This window comes from Flavobacterium psychrophilum, from assembly GCA_001708385.1.
Classification (GTDB): domain Bacteria; phylum Bacteroidota; class Bacteroidia; order Flavobacteriales; family Flavobacteriaceae; genus Flavobacterium; species Flavobacterium psychrophilum_A.
This window is the reverse complement of record CP012388.1, coordinates 2425408-2451867: the sequence shown is the minus strand read 5'-3', so window position 1 is coordinate 2451867 and position 26460 is coordinate 2425408. Positions and strand designations below refer to the sequence as shown.

Sequence of the window (26460 nt, the reverse complement as noted above, 5' to 3'; positions counted from 1 at the left end):
ACAACGGAATATCTGCAAAACGGGTTTCAGAAATGTCTTATCTGCGCTGCTTTTTTATACGTTCTTCTTAACAAACACACATCTTTTAACTACCAAACTATTTACAACATGTCAAACAGCTTACAGTCTTTTATGGACGCCGTTACCAAAAGAAACCCTAACGAACCCGAATTTTTACAGGCAGTACACGAAGTTGCCGAAACCGTGATTCCGTTTATAGAAGAAAACCCAAAGTATAAAGGTAAAATGCTTTTAGAACGAATGGTAGAGGCCGAAAGGATTATATTATTTCGCGTTACCTGGTTAGACGACAAAGGCAATGTGCAGGTAAACAGGGGTTACAGAATTCAGATGAATTCGGCAATTGGGCCATATAAAGGCGGGCTCCGCTTTCATCCATCGGTAAACCTAAGCATCTTAAAGTTCCTGGCGTTTGAGCAAACTTTTAAAAATAGCCTTACTACCCTGCCAATGGGCGGTGGCAAAGGAGGATCTGATTTTGACCCTAAAGGAAAAAGCGACAACGAAATTATGCGTTTCTGCCAAAGCTTTATGACAGAGCTTTGTAAACACATAGGCCCTGATACCGATGTTCCTGCCGGAGATATTGGCGTGGGCGGACGTGAGGTAGGTTACCTTTTTGGCCAGTATAAAAGAATACGAAATGAGTTTACAGGCGTACTAACCGGAAAGGGCATAAGCTTTGGAGGATCATTAATCCGTCCCGAGGCTACCGGCTACGGCTGTGTATATTTTGCGCAAAGCATGCTGGAAACCAAAGAAGAAAGCTTTGAAGGCAAAATCGTAGTGGTTTCAGGATCGGGCAATGTGGCGCAATATGCTGCCGAAAAGGCTATAGAACTTGGTGGCAAGGTGGTTACATTCTCTGATTCTTCAGGATATATTTACGATGAAGAAGGTATAGATGCCGATAAGCTAGCCTATGTAATGGATCTTAAAAATGTACAGTACGGAAGGATAAGCGAGTATGCTAAAAAATACAAGAAAGCCAAATATGTAGAAGGTGGCAAGCCATGGGAGGTAAAATGCGATATCGCGCTGCCGTGTGCTACCCAAAACGAACTTAGCGGCGACGAGGCAAAACAGCTTCTTAAAAATGGTTGTATCTGCGTAGCAGAAGGTGCTAATATGCCATGCACTCCGGAAGCAGTTATAGAATTTCAGAAAGCAAAAACGCTATTTGCACCGGGCAAGGCATCAAACGCAGGAGGAGTGGCAACATCCGGGCTAGAAATGTCGCAGAACTCATTGCGCCTTAGCTGGACAAGAGAAGAAGTAGACGAAAGGCTTAAAGATATTATGACGGCCATTCACACAGCCTGCCTTACTTACGGCCAGGACGACAAAGGCTATACCGATTATGTAAAAGGTGCTAACATTGCAGGCTTTGTAAAAGTTGCCGATGCTATGCTGGCTCAGGGCGTGGTGTAACACGTGCCTTTATAAAAATACAAAACCCCACGCTGTGCGTGGAGTTTTTGCTTTTCTTCCGAAGCAGTTTTCTGTATACGGAGACTTATTTAATAAGTCCTTTTTCAAGGAAATAGTCAACTATAGCGCCTTTCATCAATATGCTCTGCTCCCCTGCTTTTAGCGGTGGCAGTTCTTCCTTAACGGTGTAGTGCGGCCATCCGTCTTCATCAAAATAGTCAAATTCATAATACCCAAAAGGCTCTAAAAGGCGGCAAATGGCAATATGCATAAGGTTTACCTTTTCGTCTTTTTTGAATTTTTTGTTGAACTGGCCTAGTTCCTGCACCCCGATAAGGTAAATGATGGCATCAAGGTCTAACGCATCGCCATCGGCAAATCGGTCAGACAGTATAGTGACAAGCTGTTCCCAGCGTAATTTTAATTGTTCGTCTCTTGACATTTTTATGTTTTAAAAACGCAAAGATAGTGAGTTGAAATTTAATGCCCGCAGGCCTTTTGGTTTGTGTGTGCCGAATACTATCTTTGCCCCATGACAGGTTTAGATATTATTTTATGCTGCATTCTTGGCTATGGCGTTTTTAACGGCGTGCGCAAAGGACTTTTTGTAGAACTGGCATCGCTGGTATCGCTATTGCTGGGTATTTATATTGCTATAAAATTTTCGGGGGCTGTGGGCAGTTTCTTCGATGGCCATTTGCCAGACGATCCTAAAACAGCAGCAATTGTTGCCTTTATTATAACCTTTGTTGGTGTGGTAATCGGTATAACGCTGCTTGCCAAATTCATGACCAAAATAGCCGATTTCTCAGGTCTCGGTTTAGTAAACCGTATTATGGGTGCCATTTTCGGATTATTAAGAACCGTATTAATACTAAGTGTATTACTGACCTTTTTTGTAAAAATAAACCACAACAACTTTATAGCCGAAAAGAAAACACTCGACGAGTCTATTTTCTTTTACCCTATCTTAAAAGTATCTAACGTTATCTTTCCTATACTGGAAGAATGGTTTGCTGCGGCTAGTAAGTAGTTATCGGTTTTTAATACGTTATCCCAAATGTGCAATAGCTGCTTCAACTACAGGCTTGCTGTTTCCAACAAATATAGTTTCGCCATCTACAATAACAGGTCGGCTTAAAAAGGTATAATGCTCCAGGATGAGGTTTTTATAATCATCTTCGGTAAGCACTGCATCTTTAAGTCCGCGTTCTTTATAAAGGGTTGTTTTACGGCTAAAAAGCGCTTCGTAACTTCCCGCAAGGCGTCTCATTTCTTCAAGCTCTGCAGGTGTAATGGCTTCTGATTTTATTTCACGAAGTGTAAAACCTTCGGTAGTAGGTAACGATTTTAGAATCTTCCTGCATGTATCGCAGGTTTTCAGGTAAAATATAGCTTTCATACTGCAAAAGTAATTTTTTTGTTTCAGGTTTTTAAGAATACGCTGCACTACCAAATAAAAAAGCCTGTGCTAGGCACGGGCTTTAAGTGTGAAAAAGAAATACATTCTGCTTTAAAAGCGTAATGTTTATTGTAATTGCCTGCAGGTTAAGGCAGGACTTGCAGAGAAATTTCCTTACAAATTTCTCTAATAACTTAAACTTGAGGCTAAGCTATAGCAGATTTAGATGTTACTATAATTTTTGAGGTGAAACCCCCAAATTTGTAGGTAAACGCCATTAAAAAACCCTGAGTCGCTAAACTCAGGGTTTTTTAATAACAACATACTTTTGGGGGCAAGTGTCGTTTTGTAATTCTTTTTTTGCCTGCACTTGGGGGCGAAACAGGACTTTTAATCAATCAAATCAAACGTATTAATTTCAAACCTGAGACAAACGTACGGCGGGATTTTCAGCTAAAATAATTTTTGAGGTTACCGGTGTAAATGTGTCGGTTAACCGGAAACTTGATGTTAGATGACCGGATCTTAAATCTGAATAAGTGAGAAGTCAGTCATGACATCAAATAAAAAATCCCGCATTACCAAACGCAGGATTTTTTAGCAACATTTTTGGGGGCAAATATGTTGTTTTGTAAAATTGCCTGCTGTGGGGGCAGTCAGCAGGACTTGTAACCAATCAATCAAACCTGAGACAAACCTACGGCAGTATTTTTAACCAACATAATTTTTGAGGTAGGCGCTAAAAATGTGTCGGTTAATCTATAAATGAAAAAAGGATATTTAGATTTTGAATCTGAATAGTGAGAAGTACGATATAACACCAAATAAAAAATCCCGCATTACCAAACGCAGGATTTTTTAGTAACATACTTTTGGGGGCAAATATGTTGTTTTGTAAAATTGCCTGCTGTGGGGGCATTCAGCAGGACTTGTAACCAATCAATCAAACCTGAGACAAACCTACGCCAGTATTTTTAACCAACATAATTTTTGAGGTAGGCACTAAAAATGTGTCGGTTAATCCGGAAATGAAAAAAGGGTATTTAGATTTTTGAATTTGAATAGTGAGAAGTACGCTATAACACCAAATAAAAAATCCTGCGCTACCAACGCAGGATTTTTTAGTAACATACTTTTGGGGGCAAATATGTTGTTTTGTAAAATTGCCTGCTGTGGGGGCAGCAGCAGGACTTGTAACCAATCAATCAAACCTGAGACAAACGTACGGCAGTATTTTTAACCAACATAATTTTTGAGGTCAGTAGTAAAAATGTGCAGGTAAACATTCTTTAATTCTGGATATAGGCCACATTTGTTATATCAAAACATAGTGCATTAAAAAACCCTGAGTCGCTAAACTCAGGGTTTTTTAAGTAACAACATACTTTTGGGGGCAAGTGTTGTTTGTAATTTTTGCCTGCACTTGGGGGCGAAACAGGACTTTTTAATCAATCAAATCAAACGTATTAATTTCAAACCTGAGACAAACTTACGGTAGGATATTCAACCAAAATAATTTTTGAGGTTAAGGGAGAAATTGTGTCGGTTAACAGAACAAAAAGACCTGCGCTAGTAATAACACAGGTCTTTTTTTGACTAAATCTACATACGTGGGGGGCACGTAATGTATTTCAGTTTGCCTGCAACCCCCGAAGCAGGACTTTTGTTTTATACCAAAAATGACTTTAAAACTTATATTAAAACTACTATATGTTTTTAAGGGGAAGAAATTTGAAGCAGATTTTCAGAATTCAATCGACCAACAGCACTTTTTATCTGTAAAATGGCATAAAAAAACCTGCGCTTGCTGAAGCACAGGTTTTTTTAGCAGCATAATTTTGGGGGCAAAATGTATGTCTTTTTAAAATTGCCTGCTGTCGGGGGTACCAGCAGGACTTGTAACCAATCAATCAAACCTGAGACAAACGTACGGCAGCATTTTTAACCGACATAATTTTTGAGGTAAGTACTAAAAATGTGTAGGTAAACAGGGCGAGAAACCGTTTTCGCGGCTAACAGTCTTTCTAATCCATGAGTACAACACTTCGTTAAATGTGTTCTGCTTTACCATTGATACCTTTAAATTTGTTCTTCCTGCTCATCAACGAGCTACCCTACCGCTATGAAAAAAGTACATTTTGTATGGGCGCATCCCAGGATAGACTCACTTACTGCACAGATTGTAAATTCGATGAAAATTCATGCCGAGGAAAAAGGCCTGCATGTAAGCGAACTCGACCTATACAGATATGGCTTTAATCCTGTTATGAATGAAGTAGACGAGCCCAAATGGGATGATATTAACTATCCGTACACCAAAGAAGTAAGAACCCTGTTTGAGAGCCTGAAGGGTGTAGACACCTTATTTATCGTGTTCCCTGTTTGGTGGTATTCTTTCCCTGCTATTTTAAAAGGATATATAGACAAAGTCTGGACTAACGGACTAGCTTATGGAAAAGGCAACAGGCTTCCCGTTAATAAAACCAGATGGATTGCATTGACAGGCGAAACGGAGGAAGCTTTCGAAACAAAGGGCAATTACGAGTACATGAAACACATGATGATCGAAAGCTTGTCGGTATACTGTGGCGTGAACGACGCAAAGGCTGAATTTCTGTACGACACTATAGGTTTTGAAGGAGAAAGGGACCAGGCGCATTATGATGCCCTGTTTGCACAGGCGAATAAAGTTGTTGACGAAATAGTAAATTGAAACAATTATCGTGATGACCTATAATAAAAAAGAGGCTGGTAATCATTTTAAAAATGATACAGCCTCTTTTTTATTGCAGCATACCGTTGGGGGCTCCGGAATACTGTTTATGACGCCCGGCACTTCTGCCGGACCGCCTGTCTTGGGGGCAACACAGGACTTAATTCAATCAAATCAAAACCTATTAAATTCTTAAACCTGAGACAAACGTACGGCAGCTTTCGCAATCAAAATAATTTTTGAGGTTACCGGCAGGAATGTGCAGGTAAATACTGTTTTCGCTTACTTACAGCAATAAAAAAACCGGTGCAGTAAGTACACCGGTTTTTCAAGTAGTAGTAAGTAGTGTAATTCTTTGGGCATTACTGCCATTTTGCCTGCCTTTCGACAGGGCTTTCAACCAACCAACCAATTTATATATCAATCAAAACTTTTAGTAATGTTCTTAATTCTGAAGCAAACGTACGGCAGGATTTTTAACTGAAATAATTTTTGAGGCTAACCCTGATAATGTGCAGGTTAACTAACACAACTGTTGTGATTATATGAATTAAAAAACCCTGCGGGTGGTTCCAACAGGGTTCTTAATGTTGTGTTTTAGCTTTACCTACCGCTGGGGGCTTGCAGTAAGAGGCTGTAGTGGTCATGACCAATGATCAATCTTTAAACCTGAGACAAACATAGTGCCGCTTTTGCAACAAAAATAATTTTTGAGGCTAAGTAAGAAAATGTGCAGGTAAACATTAATTTTTATGTACTAAACCATAAAATTAAAGACACTCTCAAATAGCACAACAAATTAAAAATGCCTAAATTTGCAGCACTTTACAGAATAACAATGATAGAGAAAATTAAAGGATATATTGCAGAGGCTGAAGCATTTCAGACTCAAAACAAAGAAGAACTGGAAGCGTTCAGGATTAAGTTCCTGGGTAAAAAAGGCCTTCTTAATGACTTTTTTGCTGAATTTAAAGCAGTTCCTAACGAACAAAAAAAGGAATTTGGACAGGTGGTTAACAGCCTGAAAAAAACTGCTGAAGAAAAAGTAGCTTTTATTACAGAAGCACTGGAAAGCAAAGAAGAGGCTAAAGGCATTTATGGTGACCTTACCCGTCCGGGTGAGCCATTTGCAGTAGGTTCACGCCATCCTATATCTATCGTAAAGAACCAGATTATCGATATTTTCTCGAACATTGGCTTCAACGTAAGCGAGGGTCCGGAAATTGAAGATGACTGGCACAACTTTACCGCACTTAACCTGCCGGAATACCACCCTGCTCGCGATATGCAGGATACTTTCTTTATACAAACCAACCCCGATGTGTTGCTAAGAACACATACATCATCGGTACAGGTGCGTTATATGGAAGAAAACAAACCGCCTATCCGTACTATTTCTCCGGGAAGGGTTTTTAGGAATGAGGCTATATCATCGCGTTCGCACTGTATATTCCACCAGATAGAAGGTCTTTATATTGACAAAGATGTTTCGTTTGCAGACCTTAAACAAACACTTTTATACTTTACCAAAGAGATGTTCGGCAAAAGTAAGATCCGTCTTCGCCCGTCGTACTTTCCTTTTACCGAGCCGAGTGCCGAGATTGACATTTACTGGGGCCTTAAGACCGAGACTGACTATAGGATCACAAAGGGTACAGGGTGGCTTGAAATTGGCGGCTGTGGTATGGTAGACCCACATGTTTTAACCAACTGTGGTATAGATGCTACAAAATACAATGGTTTTGCTTTTGGTATGGGCGTAGAGCGTATAGCGATGCTACAATACCAGATTGGCGACATCAGGATGTTTTATGAAAACGACGTTAGATTCCTGGAGCAGTTTAAAGCCAGCATATAATACTACAAACCCTTCTATTAAGAAGGGTTTTTTATTTAATTGAAATAGTTAAAAATTCTTTAATCCAATTATATGGCCTATATGTTACTTAAATAGTTTACCTTGTAGTAATTAATACCTTACAACTTTATAACATGAACAAAGGAGGCCCCATTATAATTATTGAAGATGACGTGGACGACCAGGATATTTTAGCACAAGTATTTATAGACTTGGAATGCAAAAATGAAATTCTCTTTTTTGGAGACGGGGAAGATGCCCTAAAATATTTAACCGATACGGAAGTTGAGCCATTTATTATTTTCTCTGACATAAATATGCCAAAACTAAACGGCATGGAACTACGAGAAAAGATTCATGAGAACGAAAATCTTAGAATTAAATCTATCCCTTACCTATTTTTCTCTACCGTAGCCGAGCAGCAAAATGTTATTGATGCCTATTCTAAATCGGTTCAGGGGTTTTTTATAAAACCAAATGATTACGATGAAATTAAAGATACCATTAAGGCCATCGTAGAGTATTGGTGTAAATGCATATCTCCCAACTACATAAAATAAAAGCAGGAGATTTAAAATCCTGATTTTATTTTATTTCACTTTCGGCAACACAAAATCTTCGGGTTTGCCGCCCTGCTTTTCATCACCAAATTTATCCAGCAGCCTAAGGCTTCCTTCCATCACTTTAAATTTATGATGGTCGCCTTCCGCGTCAAGCGTAATAATGTTCCTGGCATCATCCCACGTAAAAGAACCTTTAAAGCTTCGTGGTGCTTTCTCTTTTTCAAGATATTGTTCCTGCAGACTGTAGGTGTTATCGTTATTTAAAATTATATCTGTCTTCATTCCGGGACAGTCGGCACAAGGGGTAACGCCGCTATATGCACCCGCCCAGTCCAGCGAGTTTTGACTGTTATGAGCATCAGCAGTAATAGTATCGGTTACTGTGGCTGGAACAGTTTCCTGATCCTGTTGGCCTTCCGGTTGTTTAGGTGCATCTTTACAGCTTACGGCAAAACCCAAAAGCAGCGATAGGCATGTAATTTGTAATAGTTTCATACAATTATTTTTAGTAACTTAAAGTTATAGAAATTATACACCTAAAAATCCTAAATAAAGTACAAAGTTATAGCCTGCTACCCTATTTTACCAATTAAGTATTTAGGTTATCTTTGTGCCCCTTAAAGCCTTTAAACAATGAAAAAAGATATAGTAATTCCACAGGTAGAAAATGTATATGTAGCGGCAGTACAGGAATGGAACGACGACTTTATGCAGAAAACCTGGTACGCATACCTTATAAACGACAGCGATTTTAAACTGGAAGGTGCTATGGTAGTATCCAGCGCATCGGGAATTATAGATGGGGAACCCCGAAAAACATCGTTACTTCGACATGCTTTTGTAGAAATTGAGCCGGTATCATTCGTAAAAATAGAATTGATAGAAGACAGCGTTCTTGTATTAGACAATCAGTTTATGGTTACCTTTTTTATTGATAATGTGCTGTATGATAAGACATATACTTTTAAAGCACATTCTATTCATGAAGATTTTGTAAGCGAAGTTCCGCTTATCTTTAAGGATGGTATAATGATCGAATAGATACATAATTTTCCTCACCCTGGTCTTTTCCCTGTAAGAGATCGGGGTGAGGACTCACTTGTCCTTTAAATATCCACACACCCTTTTTCATTTTAATACAAATTTTTGCAAAGTCTGTATTTTTTTCACACCTTTAAGAAAATTTTAAGAAATGAGAGGCACGTTTGTAATTGTAAGCTTTTTACTTACATTATCTGCATTTGGACAGCAAAACAATTATGCGCAATATGTAAATCCGTTTATTGGTACAGGCGGTCACGGACATACATTTCCGGGCGCTACAGTGCCTTTTGGGATGGTTCAGCTAAGCCCCGACACCCGCATTGACGGCAGTTGGGACGGTTGTAGCGGATACCATTATTCTGACGGTACAATCTACGGCTTTTCACATACCCACCTTAACGGCACAGGCTGCTCCGATTATGGCGATGTAATGCTCATGCCAACTATGGGCGAACCAGATCTTGATAAAGCAGGCTATTCTTCTACTTTTTCGCATGCTTCAGAAAAAGCTTCCGCCGGATATTATAGTGTTAAGCTGAACGATGACGGCATCACGGCAGAACTTACCACCACCCCGCGCGTTGGGCTTCATCAATACACTTTCTCAAAAAAAGGGCAGGCCAATTTTATTCTTGATCTTAATCACCGCGACAAGCTCATTATGGGTGAAGTACGTATTATTAACGACAGAACTATTGAGGTTATGCGCCGCAGTACTGCCTGGGCACGCGACCAGTATATTTTTGCGCGTATAGAATTTAGCAGTCCGGTTAAGGTAACAAAAGTGAACAACAATGCCTTTGCCCCCGCTAAGCTAACCGATACCTTTTTTGCAGGTTCTTTACTGGCTATAAGTTTTAGTAAAGATGTAAAAGCAGGCGAAAAACTCCTTGCAAAAGTGGCGCTGTCGCCTACAAGCTATGAAGGTGCTGCAAAAAACATGGCTGCCGAAATGCCGAAATTTGATTTTGATAAAGTTAAGGCTTCCGCCGAAGCGCTTTGGAACAAAGAACTGAACAAAATTGAGATTACCGAAACAAACAAAGATAAGCTCGCCGTTTTTTACACGGCACTATACCACACCATGATGCAGCCTAACATTGCTATGGATATAGATGGTATTTACCGTGGGCGTGACAATGAAATTCATAAAGCAGATGGTTTTACCTATTATTCAGTGTTTTCTTTATGGGATACGTTTAGGGCGGCGCATCCGTTATATACGCTTATCGACAAGAAACGCACAACCGATTTTATAAATACCTTTCTTAACCAGTATGAACAGGGCGGCAGGCTTCCGGTGTGGGAACTTGCAAGCAATGAAACCGATTGTATGATTGGGTACCATTCGGTATCTGTCATAGCCGATGCAATGGCAAAAGACATTAAGGGCTTTGATTACGAAAAGGCATTTCAGGCGGCAAAACACAGTGCAATGCTGGATCATTTAGGGCTTGACGCTTACAAGAAACAAGGTTTTATAAGTATAGATGACGAACACGAAAGTGTTTCTAAAACACTGGAATATGCTTATGATGACTGGTGTATTGCCCAAATGGCGAAATTGCTTAACAAGACCGATGATTATAATTACTTTATGACGCGCTCTCAAAGCTGGAAAAACCTGTTAGACCCTGAAACAAAAAACATGCGACCACGCAAAAACGGCGGTTGGGACAAGCCTTTTGACGCAAGAGAAGTAAACAATAATTTTACCGAAGGCAACAGCTGGCAGTACAGCTTTTTTGTTCCGCAGGATATTTACGGCATGATCGATGCCTTTGGCGGACCTAAAAACTTTGAGGCTAAACTGGACGAAATGTTTAATGCCCCAAGTGCTACTACAGGCCGTGAACAGGCCGATGTTACCGGGCTTATCGGTCAGTACGCACACGGAAATGAGCCAAGTCACCACATGGCTTATCTGTACAACTTTGTAGACAAGCCCGAAAAAACGCAGGCTAAAGTGCAGTACATATTAGACAATTTCTATAAAAATACTCCCGACGGATTAATTGGCAACGAAGACTGCGGACAAATGAGTGCCTGGTATGTGCTTAGCAGTATTGGCTTGTATCAGGTTACGCCCGGGCTGGACTACTGGACAACCACTAAACCATATTTTGAAAAAACAGTTATTCATTTTGAGGACGGTACAACAGGTACAATCGGCAAGGATGACGAATCTGAAGGTTATATACAGGAAATACAATACCCTGAACAGATTAATACAGAGAACACAGCTGCATCTACACTGCCAAGGCAAAAGATAATTACCGTTCCGGCTATTGATGCCGCTGCACGATCGTTTACCGATAAAATGAAAGTTAGCATCAGTTCTGCAAATCCGGATGATATAATCATGTACAGGGTGGATAATGAAAAAGACATTAATAAAGACAAGATCTTTATACGCTACCAAATGCCGTTTGAAGTCAATATTACTTCAGAAGTTGTTGCTTATGTGAGCAATTATAATGAGAAGAGCAGGCAGGTATCGGCACGTTTCATAAAAAAGCCAAATAACTATACCATAACTACGAAATCGGTATACAACCCAAGTTATCACGGTGGCGGTAATGGCGGACTTATAGATGGCATAACCGGCAGCGAAAACTGGCGCAAAGGTGATTGGCAGGGATATCAAAGTCAGAATTTTGAAGCGGTTATCGATTTGCAGAAAAGTACGCCTGTGAGGAGTGTATCGGCACGTTTTCTTCAGGATAGCGGCGCGTGGATACTAATGCCATCTAAAGTAGACTATTATACATCTGAAGATAATATCAATTTTACACTTGCGAAAACTGTAGATAATACGCTGGCAGCACAAGATGGCACCGTGACGGTTAAAAGCTTTGACGCAGACTTAGCGAATACCAAAGCCCGATATGTAAAAGTTAAGGCATACAACTTTGGAAAACTACCCGAATGGCATCAGGGTGCAGGTGGCGACGCGTTTATTTTTGTGGACGAGATATCGGTAAAATAGTTGTCGGTTGATAGTTGTTGGTTGTCGGATTCGAAATAAATAAATTTGTCTAGTTAACGGAATCCACAAGCTAACAATTTTGATTGCTGCGCTGCTGACAACCAATAACTGACAACCAAAAAGCTATTCTGCCTTCTTAACAGGAAACAACAGCGACGCTCCTACGGCTACCACAAGTATACCTGCAACGACTATCAGCGAATGCGGTGACGAGATATGATAAAACGGACCTATTAGCATTTTTACACCTATGAATGCCAATATAACGGCAAGGCCATAATGCAGCCTGCTGAACATATGCATAAAGTTGGCCAGTAAAAAATACAGTGCCCTTAAACCCAATATGGCAAATATGTTTGAAGTATAAAGTATAAACGGATCGTCTGGCGCTATTGCAAAAATCGCAGGGATAGAGTCTACCGCGAAGATAAGGTCGGTAAATTCTATAACAGCAACCACAACCAAAAGCGGTGTTGCAAGCCTTTTACCATCTACTTTTATAAAGAAGCGGTCGCCCTCGTAATTTTTTGTCACGTTAAAAAAGCGGTAGATAACGCGTGCACCCGGACTTTTAGAGAAATCTTTATTTTCATCGTCATCCTCATGGGCAAACCACGATTTAATTCCCGCGTAAAGCAAAAAGAAGCCAAATACCGAAAGAATAACGTTGACGCGTACATTTTCACCAAAAACATTCATTTCGGGCAGATACGTGAGATTTATAAGCTCTACGCCTGTAAATATGAATATAGCACGGAAGATTAGTGCACCGATGATTCCCCAGAACAGTACTTTATGGTGAAGATGCTTGGGTACATTAAAGAAACCAAAGACAAGTATAAACACAAACAGGTTATCTACAGATAGTGCTTTTTCTATCCAGTAGGCACTTTGAAATTGGGTAAACTGCTCAAAACCCAGGTAATAATAAATTACCCCACTAAATGCCATTGATAATGATATCCAGACAATAGACCATGTTAATGCCTCCTTATTAGAAACTACATGGCTGTTTTTATTAAACACACCCAAATCCAGCAGGAGCATGACAACCACTATTATTGAGAATGCTGTTAATACTCCGGGGTGGTTTATCAGATGGTCCATATTGGTTGGTATTGGTTAGTCCAGTTTTTCGGTAAGTTTATTAAAAACACTTTTGGCGTCTTTACCTTCGTACAAAATGTTGTAAACAGCATCTATAATCGGGGTTTTAGCACCATATTCTTTATTCAGCTTATAAGCACTCTTAGCAGCATAATACCCTTCGGCAACCATACTCATCTCCATCATGGCCGATTTTACAGTATACCCCTTGCCTATCATATTACCAAACATCCTGTTTCTTGAAAAAACAGAATATCCCGTAACCAGTAAATCCCCAAGGTAGGCAGAGTTATTTATATTACGCTTCATTTTATGCACCTTACGGATAAATTTCTTCATCTCGCGGATAGCATTACTCATAAGCAGTGCCTGAAAGTTATCACCATAGCCAAGGCCATGGGCAATACCTGCAGCAATAGCGTAGATATTTTTAAGCATGGCAGCATATTCTGTACCAACAATATCGTCGCTTGTTTTTGTTTTTATGTAGTGGCTATTAAGGTTTTTACCCATAATCTTAGCCTTTTTCTCATTACCACAGGCAATGGTTAGGTAAGATAAACGCTCTAATGCTACCTCTTCGGCATGGCATGGGCCGGTAATAACCCCAATATTATCGTATGATATATCGTATTTATCGTGAAAATGCTCACCCACAATAAGGCTTGTTTCAGGAACAATACCTTTTATGGCAGAGAATATTACTTTATCATCCAGGCTCACGGTAAGCTTTTCGAGCTCACTGCTTAAAAATGCCGACGGTATAGCAAATATAACATAGTCTGCGTAGGCAACAGCCTCATTAATATCGCTGGTAAGTAACAGCTTATTAGTATCAAACTCAACAGAACTCAGGTAGTTAGGGTTGTGTTTTTGCAGTTTAATATGCTCTATAGCATCATCATTACGCATATACCAGGCAATCTGGTCTACATTACTGCAAAGCATCTTGGTAATAGCGGTTGCCCAACTACCACCACCTATAACAGCGAACTTAGGAGTATCACTCATGTTTACTTTATTGTTTGAAACGCCAAAAATACTCAAAATTTAACAATTTTACCCTCCCTTTTTGTTAAGCACTGTAAACCAATTGTTAAAAACGCCGTTAAGAAAAGATTAACACGATTTTATGAAGCCACAGTACAATTATACCGCAATTGACGCCGTTATCCTTTAGACTTCTGTTTACATTGGGGGTGTATAACAAAGGTTAATTAAAATTTTTTGTTTTTGGTGTTTAAAAGGCATTCAGGTTTACCCGGAATGCCTTTTATGTTTTATAGCTGTTTAATAACTCATTTCTACAATTGCCCTCACCTTCTCAGGCGTAACATTCTGGCGTTCACCCAATGCTTTCCAGCCACGTTCTTCAAAACGTTTTACGATAAAATCGGCTGTCTTTTCATAATCCTGAGTGTAGTTCGATATTTTGGTATCCATACCCATAGTATGGAAAAACTGGACCGTTTTCTCAATAGCCTCCAAAGCAGCTTCATCGGTATTTTCGGCAGTAATATTCCAAACCCTGCGCCCGTATTGCGCTAGCTTGTCTTTTTTGGTATCAAATAGTACGCGGTACAGGTTAGGGCCAATAATAGCCAGTGTACGTGCATGGTCTATCTCATATAATGCTGTAAGCTCGTGGCCTATCATGTGGGTGGCCCAGTCGGTAGGCACACCTTTCTGGATTAACCCGTTAAGCGCCATTGTAGCGCACCACATAAAATTAGCAGCCAGTTTATAATCGGCAGGATTCTCTGCTACTCCGGGACCAATCTCTACAAGTGTCTGAAGGATGCCTTCGGCAATCCTGTCCTGTAACAATGCATCATGCGGATAAGTAAGGTATTGCTCCAGCACGTGGGTGTAGGCATCTATAATTCCATTCTGCACCTGGCGTTTTGGTAACGATGCAACCGTTTCGGGATCGCATACAGAGAACACTGGGAATACCGCAGGCCCACCGAAGCTAAGTTTTTCCTGCGTTTTATTAATTGTAATAACCGAACCCGAGTTCATTTCACTACCTGTTGCCGGAAGCGTAAGCACAGTACCAAATGGTACAGTGTTATCTAATATTCTGATTCTTTTGATAAGGATATCTACCGGGTCACCTTCAAATTTGGCGGCCGCCGATATGAATTTAACACCATCTATTACAGATCCTCCGCCAACAGCAAGAATAAAGTCCAGTTTCTTTTCACGAACTATTTCAACCGCGTTCATAAGGGTTTCATAGCGTGGGTTAGGCTCTATACCTCCAAATTCGGTAATGTCATATCCCGCAAGTGCATCAGTAACCTGTTTGTGTACGCCGTTTTTAAAGATGCTACCGCCACCATAGGCTAAAAGTACTTTTGCATTTTTAGGTATAAGTGAAGATAATTTGGCAATCTGGCCCCTGCCAAACACTAAGTTTACAGGGTTATAGTATTCAAAGTTTAGCATAATTTATATAAAATTTACCCAAAGGTACGAAATAGCGCAATTGGGTGTGATAAAGTATTGTTAACCGTTTGTACTGAGTTTTTATAATAGTAGATAACCCACGCCGTGGCCTCTCTACAATGGAAAATTTAAAGCTCCGCATATCCAAACTGCTTCTCTCCTTTATGGTGGCGGGGTGAGGAAAAAGTATAACGAAAATATCCAACTCTCTTTAAAACAGATAGATTATCTCTTCTTCTGAGATTTTTCGACTCCGCTGCGCTGCGCTCAAAATGACACACCGACTGAAAATTTAGATTGGGTTGAGGACTGAAAACTATTTTCTATAGAAAAGATTATGTTCTACATACTGCCATACTTTTTGCGGTAAAAGCGGCTGTACATTTTTACCGTCTTTTATGCTTTCGCGGATAAAGGTAGACGATATCTCTATAACGGGTGCTTCTACACGATGTATGCGGGCACTGGTTTCAATATCAGGATTGATGGTGTCGGTATTTATGCGTGGGTAGACATAAACGTCGTGGTTTTGAAGTATTACTTCATAGTTCTTCCACTTATGAAGGGAGTTGAGGTTGTCTTCGCCCATTATTAGCGAAAACTCATGCGTTGGGAATTTCTCCTGCAGGTGCACCAGTGTGTTTGTAGTGTAGCTTGGTTGCGGCAGGCGAAATTCTATATCGCTGGGTTTTAACTTGGGGTAATCCTGTGTGGCAAGAAATACCATTTGCAGTCGCTGGTGATCGTCTAGTAGCGTACTCTTCTTTTTAAGCGGATTATGAGGTGTTACCACAAGCCATATCTGGTCAAGACCGCTATATTCGGCCATGTGGTTGGCAATGATAACATGCCCTACGTGTATAGGGTTAAACGTGCCGAAGTATAATCCTACTTTCATATTTTATTTTAAAAAGGCAGTACCGTATTTTGCGGCCATCTGCTTAAGGTGTTCTTTCTTTTCAAATGATACATCATTAGCTTCAGAATAGTCTGTGCCAAATGTATTTTCGGCGTTCATCTTTGCCCGTTCACGATCTATATATTCGTTGGTATACATCATGAATTTTGCAGGATTACCGGCATACACACAATTATCAGGAACATTTTTGGTAACTACAGACCCTGCACCAATAATTACTTCATCACCTATAGTAACTCCCGGCATAATAATACTCCCGGCACCTATAAAAACGGTGTTTCCTATAGTAGTATTTGCTATTCTTGTATATTCTAAAAACCACCATGTGCTGGCATCATGTGCCAATATGTGTACATTTGGTGCTAAGCTTACATCATTCCCTATTTGTATATGATATGAATGAGAACCGTCTATGAGACAGCCTTCCTGCATATGAAAGTTGTCGCCTACTTTAAGGCCTTTCTTTTTCAATTCATCAATTACGCTGTATTCGCCCATCCCGAGCAATCGTTTCAGGACAGGCTTAGCCCATTTTATGAATTGTCTTTTCATACACTTAAATTAATCTGCTAAGAAATCTTTAACCAATTGGTAAGCTTCGCCTTTAGCAGTATCAAGGTCATAGTTTTTAATAATGGTATCAAACTGAGGAGCTGTTGCCAGCTCTACAGATGCCTTTGCGATACGCATATTTATCTTATCTTCACTTTCGGTACTGCGCTTCTTAAGACGAATCTTAAGCTCGTCTATACTTGGTGGTTTCACGAAAACAGCAAGGGTTTCATCGGGGAATTTCTTTTTAATACGAAGTCCGCCTGCTACATCAATATCAAATATTACGTTTTTGCCTTCTGCCCAGATGCGTTCAATTTCAGCTTTAAGTGTTCCGTAAAAATTATCGCGGTATACTTCTTCCCACTCTACAAATTCATCGGCTTTAATATGCTTTTTAAAGTCTTCCAGCGAAATAAAGTGGTAATCTTTACCATGAACTTCGCCATCGCGGGCCTCGCGTGTTGCTGCCGAAACAGAGAATGCCAGGTTAAGGTCCGGCTGCTCCAGCAAGTGTTTTACAATTGTTGTTTTACCCGACCCTGATGGCGCCGAAAACACTAATAATTTTCCTTTTCTCATGCTATATCTTTTGCCTTATGCCTTTAAGCTTTTATCTTAAAGTACATTCAACACCTGTTCTTTAATCTTTTCCAGTTCGTCTTTCATCTGTACCACGAGCTTTTGCATTTTAGCGTGGTTTGATTTAGACCCCATTGTGTTTATCTCACGACCCATTTCCTGGGTAATAAAGCCAAGCTTACGCCCATTAGCCTCGGTACCTGCAAGGGTTTCTATAAAATAGTTAAGGTGGTTTTCAAGACGTACCTTTTCTTCGGTAATATCCATTTTCTCAAGATAATAGATAAGTTCCTGCTCGAAACGGTTTTCGTCTACATTTACAATAAGTTCATCTATTGCTGTACGAAGCCTTGCTTTAACGGTAGCTATACGTTCGCCATCAAGCGATACCGCTTCATTCATGTTCGAAAGGATATTGCCTATACGTAAAAGAAATTCTTTTTCTAATGCTACACCTTCTGTAACCCTGAAATTCACAATATTTTCAAGTGCCTGGTCTATAACCCCCTGGATGTTTTCCCATTCGTTAGCATCAATCTCTTCACGTTCTGTTTTAAGGGCATCGGGCATACGCACTGCCATTTTCATCAGTTCGGTAGGATCGGCATCCGGAATTACATCTTTCATCTGGGCTATGTACGCCTTAACGATAGGTGCGTTGATCTTTGACGAGGTTTCTTCGCCTGTAACTTCTACAAACAGTGAAAAATCTACTTTTCCGCGTTCCAGCTTCTGGGCAATTTTTGTTCGAAGGCCAAGTTCCATTTCACGGAACGATGATGGCATTCTTACACTAAGGTCAAGCCCCTTGCTGTTTAGCGATTTAATTTCTACGGTAATCTTTTTTGTAGGTAATTGTAAAGAGGCTTTACCAAAACCTGTCATCGACTGTATCATGTAAAAAATTTAGTGCGACAAAGTTAATAAAAATAAGTGAGGAGGATACTTTTGACTCGAATTACACAAATCTCACAAATTATATAAAAATGAACGCGGATGACACCGATTTTAACAAACGCTCACAGATCTTTTAGTATGCAAAAAAATCTGTGTTAACCTGTACAATCTGTGTCATCCGGGTTGTAATATAGTGAGGGTTATTTTACTTCCTTAATGGCGCTACTTTCAATCCAGCCTACACTATCATCGGCAAGTTCTATCTTTTTCCAGTTGTCTACTTCTTCCAAAATAGATACTGTTGTGCCTTCGTGAAGTACAAAAGCGTCTTCTGCATTTTGCGAAGGTTCTGCCTTAACAGCAATGACCTCTGCAAATACTATTGCCGGACGTTCTTTTGATGTTACCGATTTTACAAATACTGCCGATACTACACTAAGCACTATTACCAGTAAAGCCACGAACATGCCTACAAAGAAAATACGTTTTGTAAGTGTTGTGCCTGCAAAATAATACCCAACAAATAGCGCAAGGAAACCAAAGGCAAAACCTACAGCTATCCAGGCCCAGGTGTTGTAATGGTATGTTCCGGTAAGGTTATACAACATTTTAGAGAAGCCTACTTTAGGCACTTCCTTAATGTCGTCTATAGCCATTTTTTTTGCGTAGCCAAGGTTTATCTGTGCATCTTTATAATTTGGATTCAGTAAAAGGGCTTTCTCGAAATTATAAACCGATGGCGCTATCTTACCCAGTTTATAATACGCATTGCCAAGGTTAAAATATACCTCTGCCGATTCTTTTTTTCCTTTCAGGATGGTTTCATACTCCTGAGCCGCCTCTGCATATTTATGCTTACGGTACAGCTCATTTGCTTTAGTAAAAGCATCTTGTGCAAAGGTTGACTGCACAAAAAATATAGTGATAAATATATATGCTAACTTTTTCATTACTGTATTGCTATACTATTAATTATAAAGCTCGTCGCTAATTTCTAAAAGATGGTTCTCCCTAAAATCTATCAGCGTGCCTTTTTTACGTTTAGCTTTTATATTACTTGTTTTCGAAGTCTTTAAATTCGTGACTAAAATACCGGTTTCACTTTTTTCATCAGAAGCACTATACGTATCGTAGATTACATATTTGTATCCATTATTTTCAAAAGCAACATAATTTAAGTCCATACCCTCATTGGCTTTACCGCCTCCGCGCAAATAAAACGAATACTTAAACTTTTTCCAGCTATCTTGAGATTTTCCGGGATATTCAAGTTCAATTTTATCTTTAGAACCAAATCGGTATACTATGTATCTATCGCCTTTATCTTTAGAAAGCACCGCTATTTTTCCGCTTTTGGTTTCGAGTGAAAAAATGGCTTCCTCGTTTTTCAGGGTATAACTAACCTGGGCGAACAAACCTTGCGCTATCATAAGAACAGATATTATTACCAGCTTTCTCATAACGTTACATTTGTTTTTCTAATGCCGTTATTACCGCAACGGCACTGTCATAATCCTGTTGCATAGCCGAATCTGATGAAGGCGCATATCTTGCAAACTCGCAGTTGTCCATTATTTTGCTGAAATCGTACACTGTCTCTTCTTTGGCATTACGCGATAATAACAATTCTTTAATATTGTCCCTGCTCATTTCGCTGGTTTCAATATTAAGTTTTGCCTTGAGGAAATTATGAAGGGCTTTTTCAAGTGCCAGGTAAAAGGCTGCTTTATTACCCAATTGTTTCCTTGCTTCACCAAGGTATTTTTTAGCCAGTTTATTGTTCTGTCTTATTTTGCTTCCGGTAACATCGCTATCGTATGCTTCTTTTTTCTTCTTACCTAAAACGATGAACGGTATCAGCAAGAATGGTGCAAAAAGCAACCCGAAGAATAATCCCGACCCAAAGAAATCATCACGCCCAACTTCTTTAAGCGAAGTTTCCAGTGCTATGAAACGGAATGGCTCTGCCGATTCTACTTTTTTCTTGTTGGCAAAATCGTCTTTATCGCTCTCTTTGCCCGAAACGCTAAGTACATTTACCATGATCTCTTCCTGCGTCACTGTTTTGTACGACTTTGTTGCAAGGTCAAACCATGAGAATGAAATAGGTTTAATAGGATATTTACCTTTGTTTTGAGGCACTATAGTGTAACTGTCAGACATCTTACCCTGCATTCCGCTTAACGGCGTAGAGATATCTTCTGTGTGCTCAGGATCATACATTTCTAAAGCAGCAGGCACCTGTGGCTTAGGCAGGGTAAATAACTTCAAGTTACCCTTACCCGAAACAGTTAGGTTAAGCTGCATGGTCTCGCCATCGCTTAATGTAGTTTTAGACGGTTTTGCCGTAAATGTAAAGTTACCTACAGCACCGCTAAAGTCGGCAGGTTTACCTTTTTCAGGAAGTGGCCTTACATTTATAAATTTCTTTCCTGCGGATACTACCTTGCTTGTAGGCACCATCATTTGGCGGCCAAAGAAATCAGCTCTTCCGTTTGGCACTTCCATAGAAACATCAAGCGTTAGCGGTTCAATTTCCAGCCTTCCGTCTTTTTGAGGATACAGCACGGTTTTTCTAAGCACTACCATTCGGTACTCTTTCCCCTGATAGTTTTCCTGCTGTAGTACCAGATTTTTGATGTCGATATTCTGACTCCAGAAATCATTGTATTGTGGGCTCGCTACTTCCTTCCAGCCGCCTACCGATGTGTACGGACTAACGTATATTTTATACACTACCGTTACCGGCTCGTTTACATACGGATTGGTCTTACTAACCTCAGCTACAAGGTGTACACCATCTGCTGCATTTTGCTGCATTTGTTGCTGGTGCTGTTGGTTGTTAGCGTACGGATTTGGGTCGGCCCCCGCAACAGCGTCGCCTACAGTAATTTTTATAGGTGCTGTTTTATATTCCTTGCCCTCTACCTCTATAGTTGCTGCACCAATGGTAAATGTACCTTTAGTAGTAGGTATCAGCAGGTATTTATAGCCCTTGCTAAAGCTATGCTTACCATTTACCCACGAGTTGCTCACCATCTGGCTTGGCCCCGAAACTTTAAAGTTAGGAAACTGTGGCGGTGCAAAATTATCGCCATCGGCATTTACTGCGAACTCCACAATAAGGCGCTCGTTTAAGCCAAGCTTTGTTTTGCTTGGCGTCGCCTTAAATTCTACCTGGGCATAAATGCCCTGTACAAAAAGCAATAATAGTAAGATGTATCTTTTCATCGTTCTTTATCCTTAACCTGAAATATATTGCGTTTTCAAATTATAATGTTCTTAGTATGGATGCTTTTCATCCTTTTTTAATTTTTGCTGACAGAGAAAGTCTAAGAAATCCTTCGACTCCGCTTCACCACACACAGAATGACAAACGTCATGTCATTAGTAGCTAAAACAGCAAAAATGTTACCAGTCTTTCTCCTGTTGTGTTGATTTCACCTTCACTTTTCTGCCCTGTATCTTATCCTGAATTTTCTTTTCTTCGTTATTCATGGCATCAAGCAGGTTCTCCATTCGCTGTTTAGAAGGGCTCTGCCCGGCTTCAGGCTTCGGCTTACCGCCATTCTGACCCTGATCCTGTTTATCGCCATTATCTCCTTTATCTTTCTGGTCGCCTTTGTCGCCCTTGTCTTTTTGGTCGCCTTTATCACCTTTATCCTTGTCATCACCCTTACCTCCTTTGTCCTTGTTGTCACCTTTATCTTTAGGAGGCTGATTTTTATCATCCTTATTACCGCCGTTGTTAGGCTGCTGATCTTTATTGTCTTTCTTATCCTTATCCTTGTTCTTGTCGTCTTTGGGTTGAGGTGGCGGCGGATTATTTTTCAGCATCTCCTTAGCAACCGCAAGGTTATATCGCGACTCCTCATCGGTAGGATCGTTACGCAGTGCGTTTTTATAAGCGTCAACTGCGTTTTGGTATTCTTTCTCTTTCATGAACACATTACCTAAGTTATGATAGGCCATGTGTTTTTGTTGTTTTGTAGTAGCATTTTTAAGGGCATCGCTGTACCCGTAAGCCGCCTCTACATTCTTGTTTTGCCTGTAAATTGAATTTGCCAGATTATAGGCAGCAGCAGCCCTTGCAGGCGATTTGGACTGCGATATCCTGTAATTGGCTTCGGCTTCAGCATAGTTTTTGCTTGTAAACTCGCTGTTACCCTTTTTTAAATATTTGTCCTGTTGCTTTTTAGCCTGCTGTGCAAATGAAAACACTGTAACTAACAGCAGGCTGTATGTAAATAGTTTTCTCATTATTCTTTTTCGTTAAACAGGTTAAGTTTCTTAATCCATGCTGTTTTTCTTTCCAGGAAAAACACTTCTATAAACAGCAGCAAAAATGCCGCTCCTAAAAACCACTGGTATTGCGAATCGTACACTGCCATTTGTTTGGCTTCGAATTCGGTTTTTTCCATGTTGCCCAGTGCATTCTTAACGTAATCTGATACTTCGCGGGTGCTTTTACCGTAAACATAGCCACCATTTGTAACTGCTGCAATACTCTTAAGATCCTGCGGATACATTTTTGTGATTACCACATTGCCTTCGCTATCGCGCTTAAGGCTTTCGGTACGACCGTTAACTTTAATAGGTATTGGTCCGCCTTTTTCGGTACCCACACCAACAGTTATCAGCTTAATGCCTTTATCTTTAAGGGCAAGTGCTGCCTCGCGGCTGCCTTCGCCATGATCTTCACCATCTGATATTAATATAACCAGCTTACTGGTCTGCGGATCGTCAAAATACGAAACAGCCAGTTCCAAAGCATCGCTGATTGCAGTACCCTGAGAGGAAACCATATCGGTATTCATATTCTGAAGGAACATCTTCGCTACGCTGTAATCGCCTGTAATAGGCAGTACCGGGTAAGCACTTCCGGCGTATGCCACAATACCTATTCTATCGGTACCCAATTGATTGATAACCTGCGACACGATCTGCTTTGACTTATCCAGCCTGTTAGGTTGCATATCTTCGGCAAGCATACTTTTAGAAACGTCTACTGCAAAAACAATATCTACACCTTCGCGTTTTACGGTTTCTACCTTTGTGCCCACCTTAGGGTTTACAATTGCAATTACTATACCCGAGAGTGCCAATAGCAACACCACGAGTTTCAGTGCAGCTTTAAACACCGACCTTTCCGGGGTTAGTTTCTTTACCAGCTCGGGGTTACCAAACTCACGCTGTTTCCTCTTCTGCCAGTACAGGTTAAAAAAGAACAGCAGTAACAGTACCGGCACTATGCCCAGCAGGTATAAATATCTTGGTTCGTCTAATTCGTACATACTAAATAAAGCTTCTGTAAAGTGTTTTTCTCAATACGATCTCTGCCAGCAGCAATCCTAACGCCGCCCATGCAAACGGACGGAATTTCTCGTCGTAATTATAATATTTCATCTCCTCGATCTCTGTAGTTTCGAGTTTATTGATCTCTTCGTAAATAGACTTAAGTTTAGTGTTAGATGTAGCCCTAAAGTATTTACCTTCGGTCTTTTTAGCAATCTCTTTCATTAACTGCTCATCTATTTCTACCTTTTGCATTTTGTATTCAAACTTGCCATCGGGCCTTTTAGCATACGGAAACATAGCATTACCGTTAGTACCAATACCAATTGTATATACTTTAATGCCGTATTCTTTAGCAATATCTGCTGCCATTCGCGGGTCTATAACCCCGGCGTTATTTACACCATCGGTAAGGAGTATAATAACGCGGCTTTTGGCTTTGCTTTCTTTTAAACGGTTTATAGCCGTTGCAAGTCCCGTGCCTATACCCGTACCGTCTTTAAGCACAGTTTCATCATACTTAACCGATTTTATAGCATCTATAACCAAAGCCTTATCGCTTGTAACAGGCGTTTTGGTGTAGGCTTCGCCAGCATATACCACAAGGCCAATACGGTCGTTAGGGCGCCCATCAACAAAATCCTCTGCCACATCTTTAAGCGCTTCCATACGGTTAGGTTTAAGGTCTTTGGCAAGCATACTACCCGAAACGTCCATTGCTATAACAATATCTATACCGCGTGTGGTTTTTGTCCTGTTGTTTACGTCTACCGTTCTGGGCCTTGCCATAGCTACTATAATAGAGCTTAAAGCTAAAATCCTTAGTACAAAAAGTACCGGTTTTAATCTGCCCAGTAATGATGGCTTTGCCTTAAAGGCATTTATTGAACTTATTTTAAGCGTTGCCGTTTGTTGTTTTCTTTTCCAGATGTACCAGCCAATAGCCAGCGGAAGTACAGCAAACAGCCAAAAGAAACCCGGATGTAAAAAAGTAACGTCTTTCATAATTAATTTACCCTTAATTCAACTGAGTTCTTAATACGTTCTAATATCTGCATGGCATATTCATCGCCTTCTTCATGAATTATCATGACCTGCTGAAGGCCTTGTGCCTGTTTAAAGTACAGTATCTCATAATAGGCCCTGCCGGGCTTCTTTGTAATAGGATCGGGAAGGGTCATGTTTCCGTAAGACCTTAAACCTGTAATACCTTTATCAGTATTAAATTCTTCGCTTTTAACTAAGATATTGCTTGCTCCCTGTGCTTCCATAGCTTTTAGGGTATTCTCAACCGTTGCATTAAGATCTGCATCAATAGGCTGCTTATACGTTGTTGTTGAAACCAGTATATAGAATTTCTCCAACAAGGCACCGTAGCTAAACGTACTTAAATTTTTAATATTTGCCATAGCTTCCTTAGGCACCGTTCCTGACAAATCTGAACGCTTAAGCACTTTAGGGGTTTCTACAATTACCGACGGATAACCGTATTCACTTTTAACCCAGTCGCCCTCCAGCAGTTCTTTAGTAGGATAGCCCAGGAAGTTATCCCTTAAATAGTCCATACCAAAAATGTAGACCGAAATTCCAAAAGCAAGCACAACTGCTGCTATACTCCCTATTATGACACGGTTTTTGCGCTTTCTGGCTTTCTTTTTACGTTGCGCCTCCAGCCAAAGCTGGGTATGCATATCATCGTCCTCTTTTTCTTCGGGGATACTACGGTCAATTACCACAATAGTTTTTTCTATCCTGCTGCGGTCTTCGGCAATTTCAAAATCAAGCGGTCGCGATTTGGCAAACTTCACCATATCGGCAGTGCGAAGTATTTTTTCAAGCTGCTCAAAAGTTTCCTGAGTAAGGTTCATTCGCTTTTTAAGCACTGCCGCACGCATGGCTTCAATAAGCTCGCTAGTTGTGCTCTCCATTGCGGGAACGTGAATAGCCTCTTCTATATATGTACGGGCAATATCGGTAAGCTGGCTGTAGTAGTCTTTTACCGCGCCTTTTGAAAGCAGGTCTTGCTGCTCAAGATTTTTAAGCTCGCGCGTTGCCCTTTCAATCGGAGTAATAATTTCTTCTTTTTTCGCTTTAGGTTCGGTTTTTTTCCTGTTTTTAAGATAATACCAAACACCATAGCCCGCCGCACCAAGTGCAACAAGTATAGCGAAAAGCCATAGCCAGAACGAAGAGTCAGACTTTGCCTTAAGCACAGGCTTAATATCATACATCTTGCGTTTAAGGGTATCTATCTTAATGTTATTTACCTCAACAAGAAGTGAATCTGTCCTGATATTTTTGTTGTTGATAAATACCGGAAGCGACGGAATTACATAACGCCCGGAATCAAACTGGGTAAGCCCGTATTTTTTTACGAGCTCGTACATTGCGCCATCCCTTATGGTATCTACCGGATACGATTCCAGTACCTCCAGCTGTCCAAAGTTTTTACCTTCGGGAAAATTTACCTTTGCCGACGTATCTACTTTGGTTTTTAGCGTAAGGTTAACCTGAGAGCCTATTCTTATTTTAGTAGAATCTATACTTGCCTGAACCTGCTTTTGCTGTGCAAAAACAGTTATGCCAGCCAGCAGGAATAGTATGGTATATAATTTAGTCCTAATCATTTTTATCTT

General features: G+C 40.3%; 25 protein-coding genes. 8 read left to right on the top strand and 17 right to left on the bottom strand.

Annotated features, from left to right (window positions below):
• Positions 1–108 precede the first annotated feature (108 nt).
• Complete coding sequence (locus ALW18_10665) at positions 109–1452, top strand: glutamate dehydrogenase (protein ID AOE52934.1); 1344 nt, start codon at positions 109–111, stop codon at positions 1450–1452.
• An 85-nt stretch (positions 1453–1537) separates the two neighbouring features.
• Here the strand turns inward: ALW18_10665 and ALW18_10660 are convergent, their stop codons facing one another.
• Complete coding sequence (locus ALW18_10660; GenBank protein ID AOE52933.1) at positions 1538–1894, bottom strand: hypothetical protein; 357 nt, start codon at positions 1892–1894, stop codon at positions 1538–1540.
• Between the two features lie 90 nt (positions 1895–1984).
• Here ALW18_10660 and ALW18_10655 point away from each other — a divergent pair, with 90 nt between their 5' ends.
• Positions 1985–2485: a hypothetical protein gene (locus ALW18_10655; protein AOE52932.1), complete on the top strand. Its 501-nt coding sequence runs from the start codon at positions 1985–1987 to the stop codon at positions 2483–2485.
• A gap of 18 nt (positions 2486–2503) precedes the next feature.
• On the opposite strand, the gene ALW18_10650 is transcribed toward ALW18_10655, so the two are convergent.
• Positions 2504–2854, bottom strand: coding sequence for an arsenate reductase (locus tag ALW18_10650; GenBank protein ID AOE52931.1), 351 nt, complete (start codon positions 2852–2854; stop codon positions 2504–2506).
• A 2122-nt stretch (positions 2855–4976) separates the two neighbouring features.
• Between ALW18_10650 and ALW18_10645 the strand changes: the two genes are divergently transcribed.
• The 4 genes from ALW18_10645 to ALW18_10630 all read left to right on the top strand — a co-directional run bounded on the left by ALW18_10645 (position 4977) and on the right by ALW18_10630 (position 7985).
• Positions 4977–5567 carry a hypothetical protein gene (locus ALW18_10645; GenBank protein AOE52930.1) on the top strand — a complete coding sequence of 197 codons (591 nt, stop codon included), beginning with the start codon at positions 4977–4979 and terminating at the stop codon, positions 5565–5567.
• A 13-nt stretch (positions 5568–5580) separates the two neighbouring features.
• A complete protein-coding gene (locus ALW18_10640) occupies positions 5581–5763 on the top strand; it encodes a hypothetical protein (GenBank protein AOE52929.1) in 183 nt (60 codons plus the stop codon).
• A gap of 642 nt (positions 5764–6405) precedes the next feature.
• Positions 6406–7425: a phenylalanyl-tRNA synthetase subunit alpha gene (locus ALW18_10635; protein AOE52928.1), complete on the top strand. Its 1020-nt coding sequence runs from the start codon at positions 6406–6408 to the stop codon at positions 7423–7425.
• A 134-nt stretch (positions 7426–7559) separates the two neighbouring features.
• Entirely contained in the window at positions 7560–7985 is a 426-nt protein-coding gene (locus ALW18_10630) for a histidine kinase (GenBank protein AOE52927.1), read from the top strand.
• Positions 7986–8015: 30 nt separating this feature from the next.
• Here ALW18_10630 and ALW18_10625 read toward each other — a convergent pair whose 3' ends face one another.
• Positions 8016–8483, bottom strand: a complete 468-nt coding sequence (locus ALW18_10625; protein ID AOE52926.1) for a hypothetical protein — start codon at positions 8481–8483, stop codon at positions 8016–8018.
• Positions 8484–8621: 138 nt separating this feature from the next.
• Here ALW18_10625 and ALW18_10620 point away from each other — a divergent pair, with 138 nt between their 5' ends.
• Together ALW18_10620 and ALW18_10615 are read left to right on the top strand one after the other, a co-directional pair.
• Positions 8622–9029: a phenylalanyl-tRNA synthetase subunit alpha gene (locus ALW18_10620; protein ID AOE52925.1), complete on the top strand. Its 408-nt coding sequence runs from the start codon at positions 8622–8624 to the stop codon at positions 9027–9029.
• 151 nt (positions 9030–9180) lie between these two features.
• Positions 9181–12021 carry an alpha-mannosidase gene (locus ALW18_10615; GenBank protein AOE52924.1) on the top strand — a complete coding sequence of 947 codons (2841 nt, stop codon included), beginning with the start codon at positions 9181–9183 and terminating at the stop codon, positions 12019–12021.
• A 123-nt stretch (positions 12022–12144) separates the two neighbouring features.
• Here ALW18_10615 and ALW18_10610 read toward each other — a convergent pair whose 3' ends face one another.
• From ALW18_10610 to ALW18_10545, 14 genes are all read right to left on the bottom strand, one after another.
• The gene (locus tag ALW18_10610) at positions 12145–13128 is read right to left on the bottom strand and encodes a hypothetical protein (GenBank protein AOE52923.1); all 984 of its coding nucleotides are present in this window, start codon (positions 13126–13128) and stop codon (positions 12145–12147) included.
• 15 nt (positions 13129–13143) lie between these two features.
• On the bottom strand, positions 13144–14139 hold the full coding sequence (locus tag ALW18_10605) for a glycerol-3-phosphate dehydrogenase (protein AOE52922.1): 996 nt from the start codon (positions 14137–14139) through the stop codon (positions 13144–13146).
• A gap of 279 nt (positions 14140–14418) precedes the next feature.
• Positions 14419–15579, bottom strand: a complete 1161-nt coding sequence (locus ALW18_10600; protein AOE52921.1) for an aldehyde reductase — start codon at positions 15577–15579, stop codon at positions 14419–14421.
• A 316-nt stretch (positions 15580–15895) separates the two neighbouring features.
• A complete protein-coding gene (locus ALW18_10595; protein ID AOE52920.1) occupies positions 15896–16477 on the bottom strand; it encodes a nicotinate-nucleotide adenylyltransferase in 582 nt (193 codons plus the stop codon).
• Positions 16478–16480: 3 nt separating this feature from the next.
• Positions 16481–17050, bottom strand: coding sequence for an acetyltransferase (locus tag ALW18_10590; protein AOE52919.1), 570 nt, complete (start codon positions 17048–17050; stop codon positions 16481–16483).
• A 9-nt stretch (positions 17051–17059) separates the two neighbouring features.
• Positions 17060–17632 (bottom strand): guanylate kinase, encoded by a 573-nt coding sequence (locus ALW18_10585; protein ID AOE52918.1) that lies wholly within the window; start codon positions 17630–17632, stop codon positions 17060–17062.
• Between the two features lie 36 nt (positions 17633–17668).
• A complete protein-coding gene (locus ALW18_10580; GenBank protein AOE52917.1) occupies positions 17669–18529 on the bottom strand; it encodes a hypothetical protein in 861 nt (286 codons plus the stop codon).
• Positions 18530–18729: 200 nt separating this feature from the next.
• A complete protein-coding gene (locus ALW18_10575) occupies positions 18730–19479 on the bottom strand; it encodes a BatE protein (protein ID AOE52916.1) in 750 nt (249 codons plus the stop codon).
• 18 nt (positions 19480–19497) lie between these two features.
• On the bottom strand, positions 19498–19989 hold the full coding sequence (locus ALW18_10570; GenBank protein AOE52915.1) for a hypothetical protein: 492 nt from the start codon (positions 19987–19989) through the stop codon (positions 19498–19500).
• A 4-nt stretch (positions 19990–19993) separates the two neighbouring features.
• The gene (locus tag ALW18_10565) at positions 19994–21760 is read right to left on the bottom strand and encodes a BatD protein (GenBank protein AOE52914.1); all 1767 of its coding nucleotides are present in this window, start codon (positions 21758–21760) and stop codon (positions 19994–19996) included.
• Positions 21761–21940: 180 nt separating this feature from the next.
• Complete coding sequence (locus ALW18_10560; GenBank protein ID AOE52913.1) at positions 21941–22789, bottom strand: BatC protein; 849 nt, start codon at positions 22787–22789, stop codon at positions 21941–21943.
• Positions 22789–23823, bottom strand: coding sequence for a BatB protein (locus tag ALW18_10555; protein AOE52912.1), 1035 nt, complete (start codon positions 23821–23823; stop codon positions 22789–22791). Before ALW18_10555 ends, ALW18_10560 begins: the two co-directional genes overlap by 1 nt.
• Before the next feature lies 1 nt (position 23824).
• On the bottom strand, positions 23825–24829 hold the full coding sequence (locus ALW18_10550) for an aerotolerance regulator BatA (GenBank protein AOE52911.1): 1005 nt from the start codon (positions 24827–24829) through the stop codon (positions 23825–23827).
• A 2-nt stretch (positions 24830–24831) separates the two neighbouring features.
• Complete coding sequence (locus ALW18_10545) at positions 24832–26448, bottom strand: hypothetical protein (protein ID AOE54384.1); 1617 nt, start codon at positions 26446–26448, stop codon at positions 24832–24834.
• Positions 26449–26460 lie beyond the last annotated feature (12 nt).

Coding starts and splice junctions, on each gene's coding strand:
- ALW18_10665 (AOE52934.1), top strand. CDS start 109: ATGTCAAACAGCTTACAGTCTTTTATGGACGCCGTTACCAAAAGAAAC.
- ALW18_10660 (AOE52933.1), bottom strand. CDS start 1,894: ATGTCAAGAGACGAACAATTAAAATTACGCTGGGAACAGCTTGTCACT.
- ALW18_10655 (AOE52932.1), top strand. CDS start 1,985: ATGACAGGTTTAGATATTATTTTATGCTGCATTCTTGGCTATGGCGTT.
- ALW18_10650 (AOE52931.1), bottom strand. CDS start 2,854: ATGAAAGCTATATTTTACCTGAAAACCTGCGATACATGCAGGAAGATT.
- ALW18_10645 (AOE52930.1), top strand. CDS start 4,977: ATGAAAAAAGTACATTTTGTATGGGCGCATCCCAGGATAGACTCACTT.
- ALW18_10640 (AOE52929.1), top strand. CDS start 5,581: ATGACCTATAATAAAAAAGAGGCTGGTAATCATTTTAAAAATGATACA.
- ALW18_10635 (AOE52928.1), top strand. CDS start 6,406: ATGATAGAGAAAATTAAAGGATATATTGCAGAGGCTGAAGCATTTCAG.
- ALW18_10630 (AOE52927.1), top strand. CDS start 7,560: ATGAACAAAGGAGGCCCCATTATAATTATTGAAGATGACGTGGACGAC.
- ALW18_10625 (AOE52926.1), bottom strand. CDS start 8,483: ATGAAACTATTACAAATTACATGCCTATCGCTGCTTTTGGGTTTTGCC.
- ALW18_10620 (AOE52925.1), top strand. CDS start 8,622: ATGAAAAAAGATATAGTAATTCCACAGGTAGAAAATGTATATGTAGCG.
- ALW18_10615 (AOE52924.1), top strand. CDS start 9,181: ATGAGAGGCACGTTTGTAATTGTAAGCTTTTTACTTACATTATCTGCA.
- ALW18_10610 (AOE52923.1), bottom strand. CDS start 13,128: ATGGACCATCTGATAAACCACCCCGGAGTATTAACAGCATTCTCAATA.
- ALW18_10605 (AOE52922.1), bottom strand. CDS start 14,139: ATGAGTGATACTCCTAAGTTCGCTGTTATAGGTGGTGGTAGTTGGGCA.
- ALW18_10600 (AOE52921.1), bottom strand. CDS start 15,579: ATGCTAAACTTTGAATACTATAACCCTGTAAACTTAGTGTTTGGCAGG.
- ALW18_10595 (AOE52920.1), bottom strand. CDS start 16,477: ATGAAAGTAGGATTATACTTCGGCACGTTTAACCCTATACACGTAGGG.
- ALW18_10590 (AOE52919.1), bottom strand. CDS start 17,050: ATGAAAAGACAATTCATAAAATGGGCTAAGCCTGTCCTGAAACGATTG.
- ALW18_10585 (AOE52918.1), bottom strand. CDS start 17,632: ATGAGAAAAGGAAAATTATTAGTGTTTTCGGCGCCATCAGGGTCGGGT.
- ALW18_10580 (AOE52917.1), bottom strand. CDS start 18,529: ATGATACAGTCGATGACAGGTTTTGGTAAAGCCTCTTTACAATTACCT.
- ALW18_10575 (AOE52916.1), bottom strand. CDS start 19,479: ATGAAAAAGTTAGCATATATATTTATCACTATATTTTTTGTGCAGTCA.
- ALW18_10570 (AOE52915.1), bottom strand. CDS start 19,989: ATGAGAAAGCTGGTAATAATATCTGTTCTTATGATAGCGCAAGGTTTG.
- ALW18_10565 (AOE52914.1), bottom strand. CDS start 21,760: ATGAAAAGATACATCTTACTATTATTGCTTTTTGTACAGGGCATTTAT.
- ALW18_10560 (AOE52913.1), bottom strand. CDS start 22,789: ATGAGAAAACTATTTACATACAGCCTGCTGTTAGTTACAGTGTTTTCA.
- ALW18_10555 (AOE52912.1), bottom strand. CDS start 23,823: ATGTACGAATTAGACGAACCAAGATATTTATACCTGCTGGGCATAGTG.
- ALW18_10550 (AOE52911.1), bottom strand. CDS start 24,829: ATGAAAGACGTTACTTTTTTACATCCGGGTTTCTTTTGGCTGTTTGCT.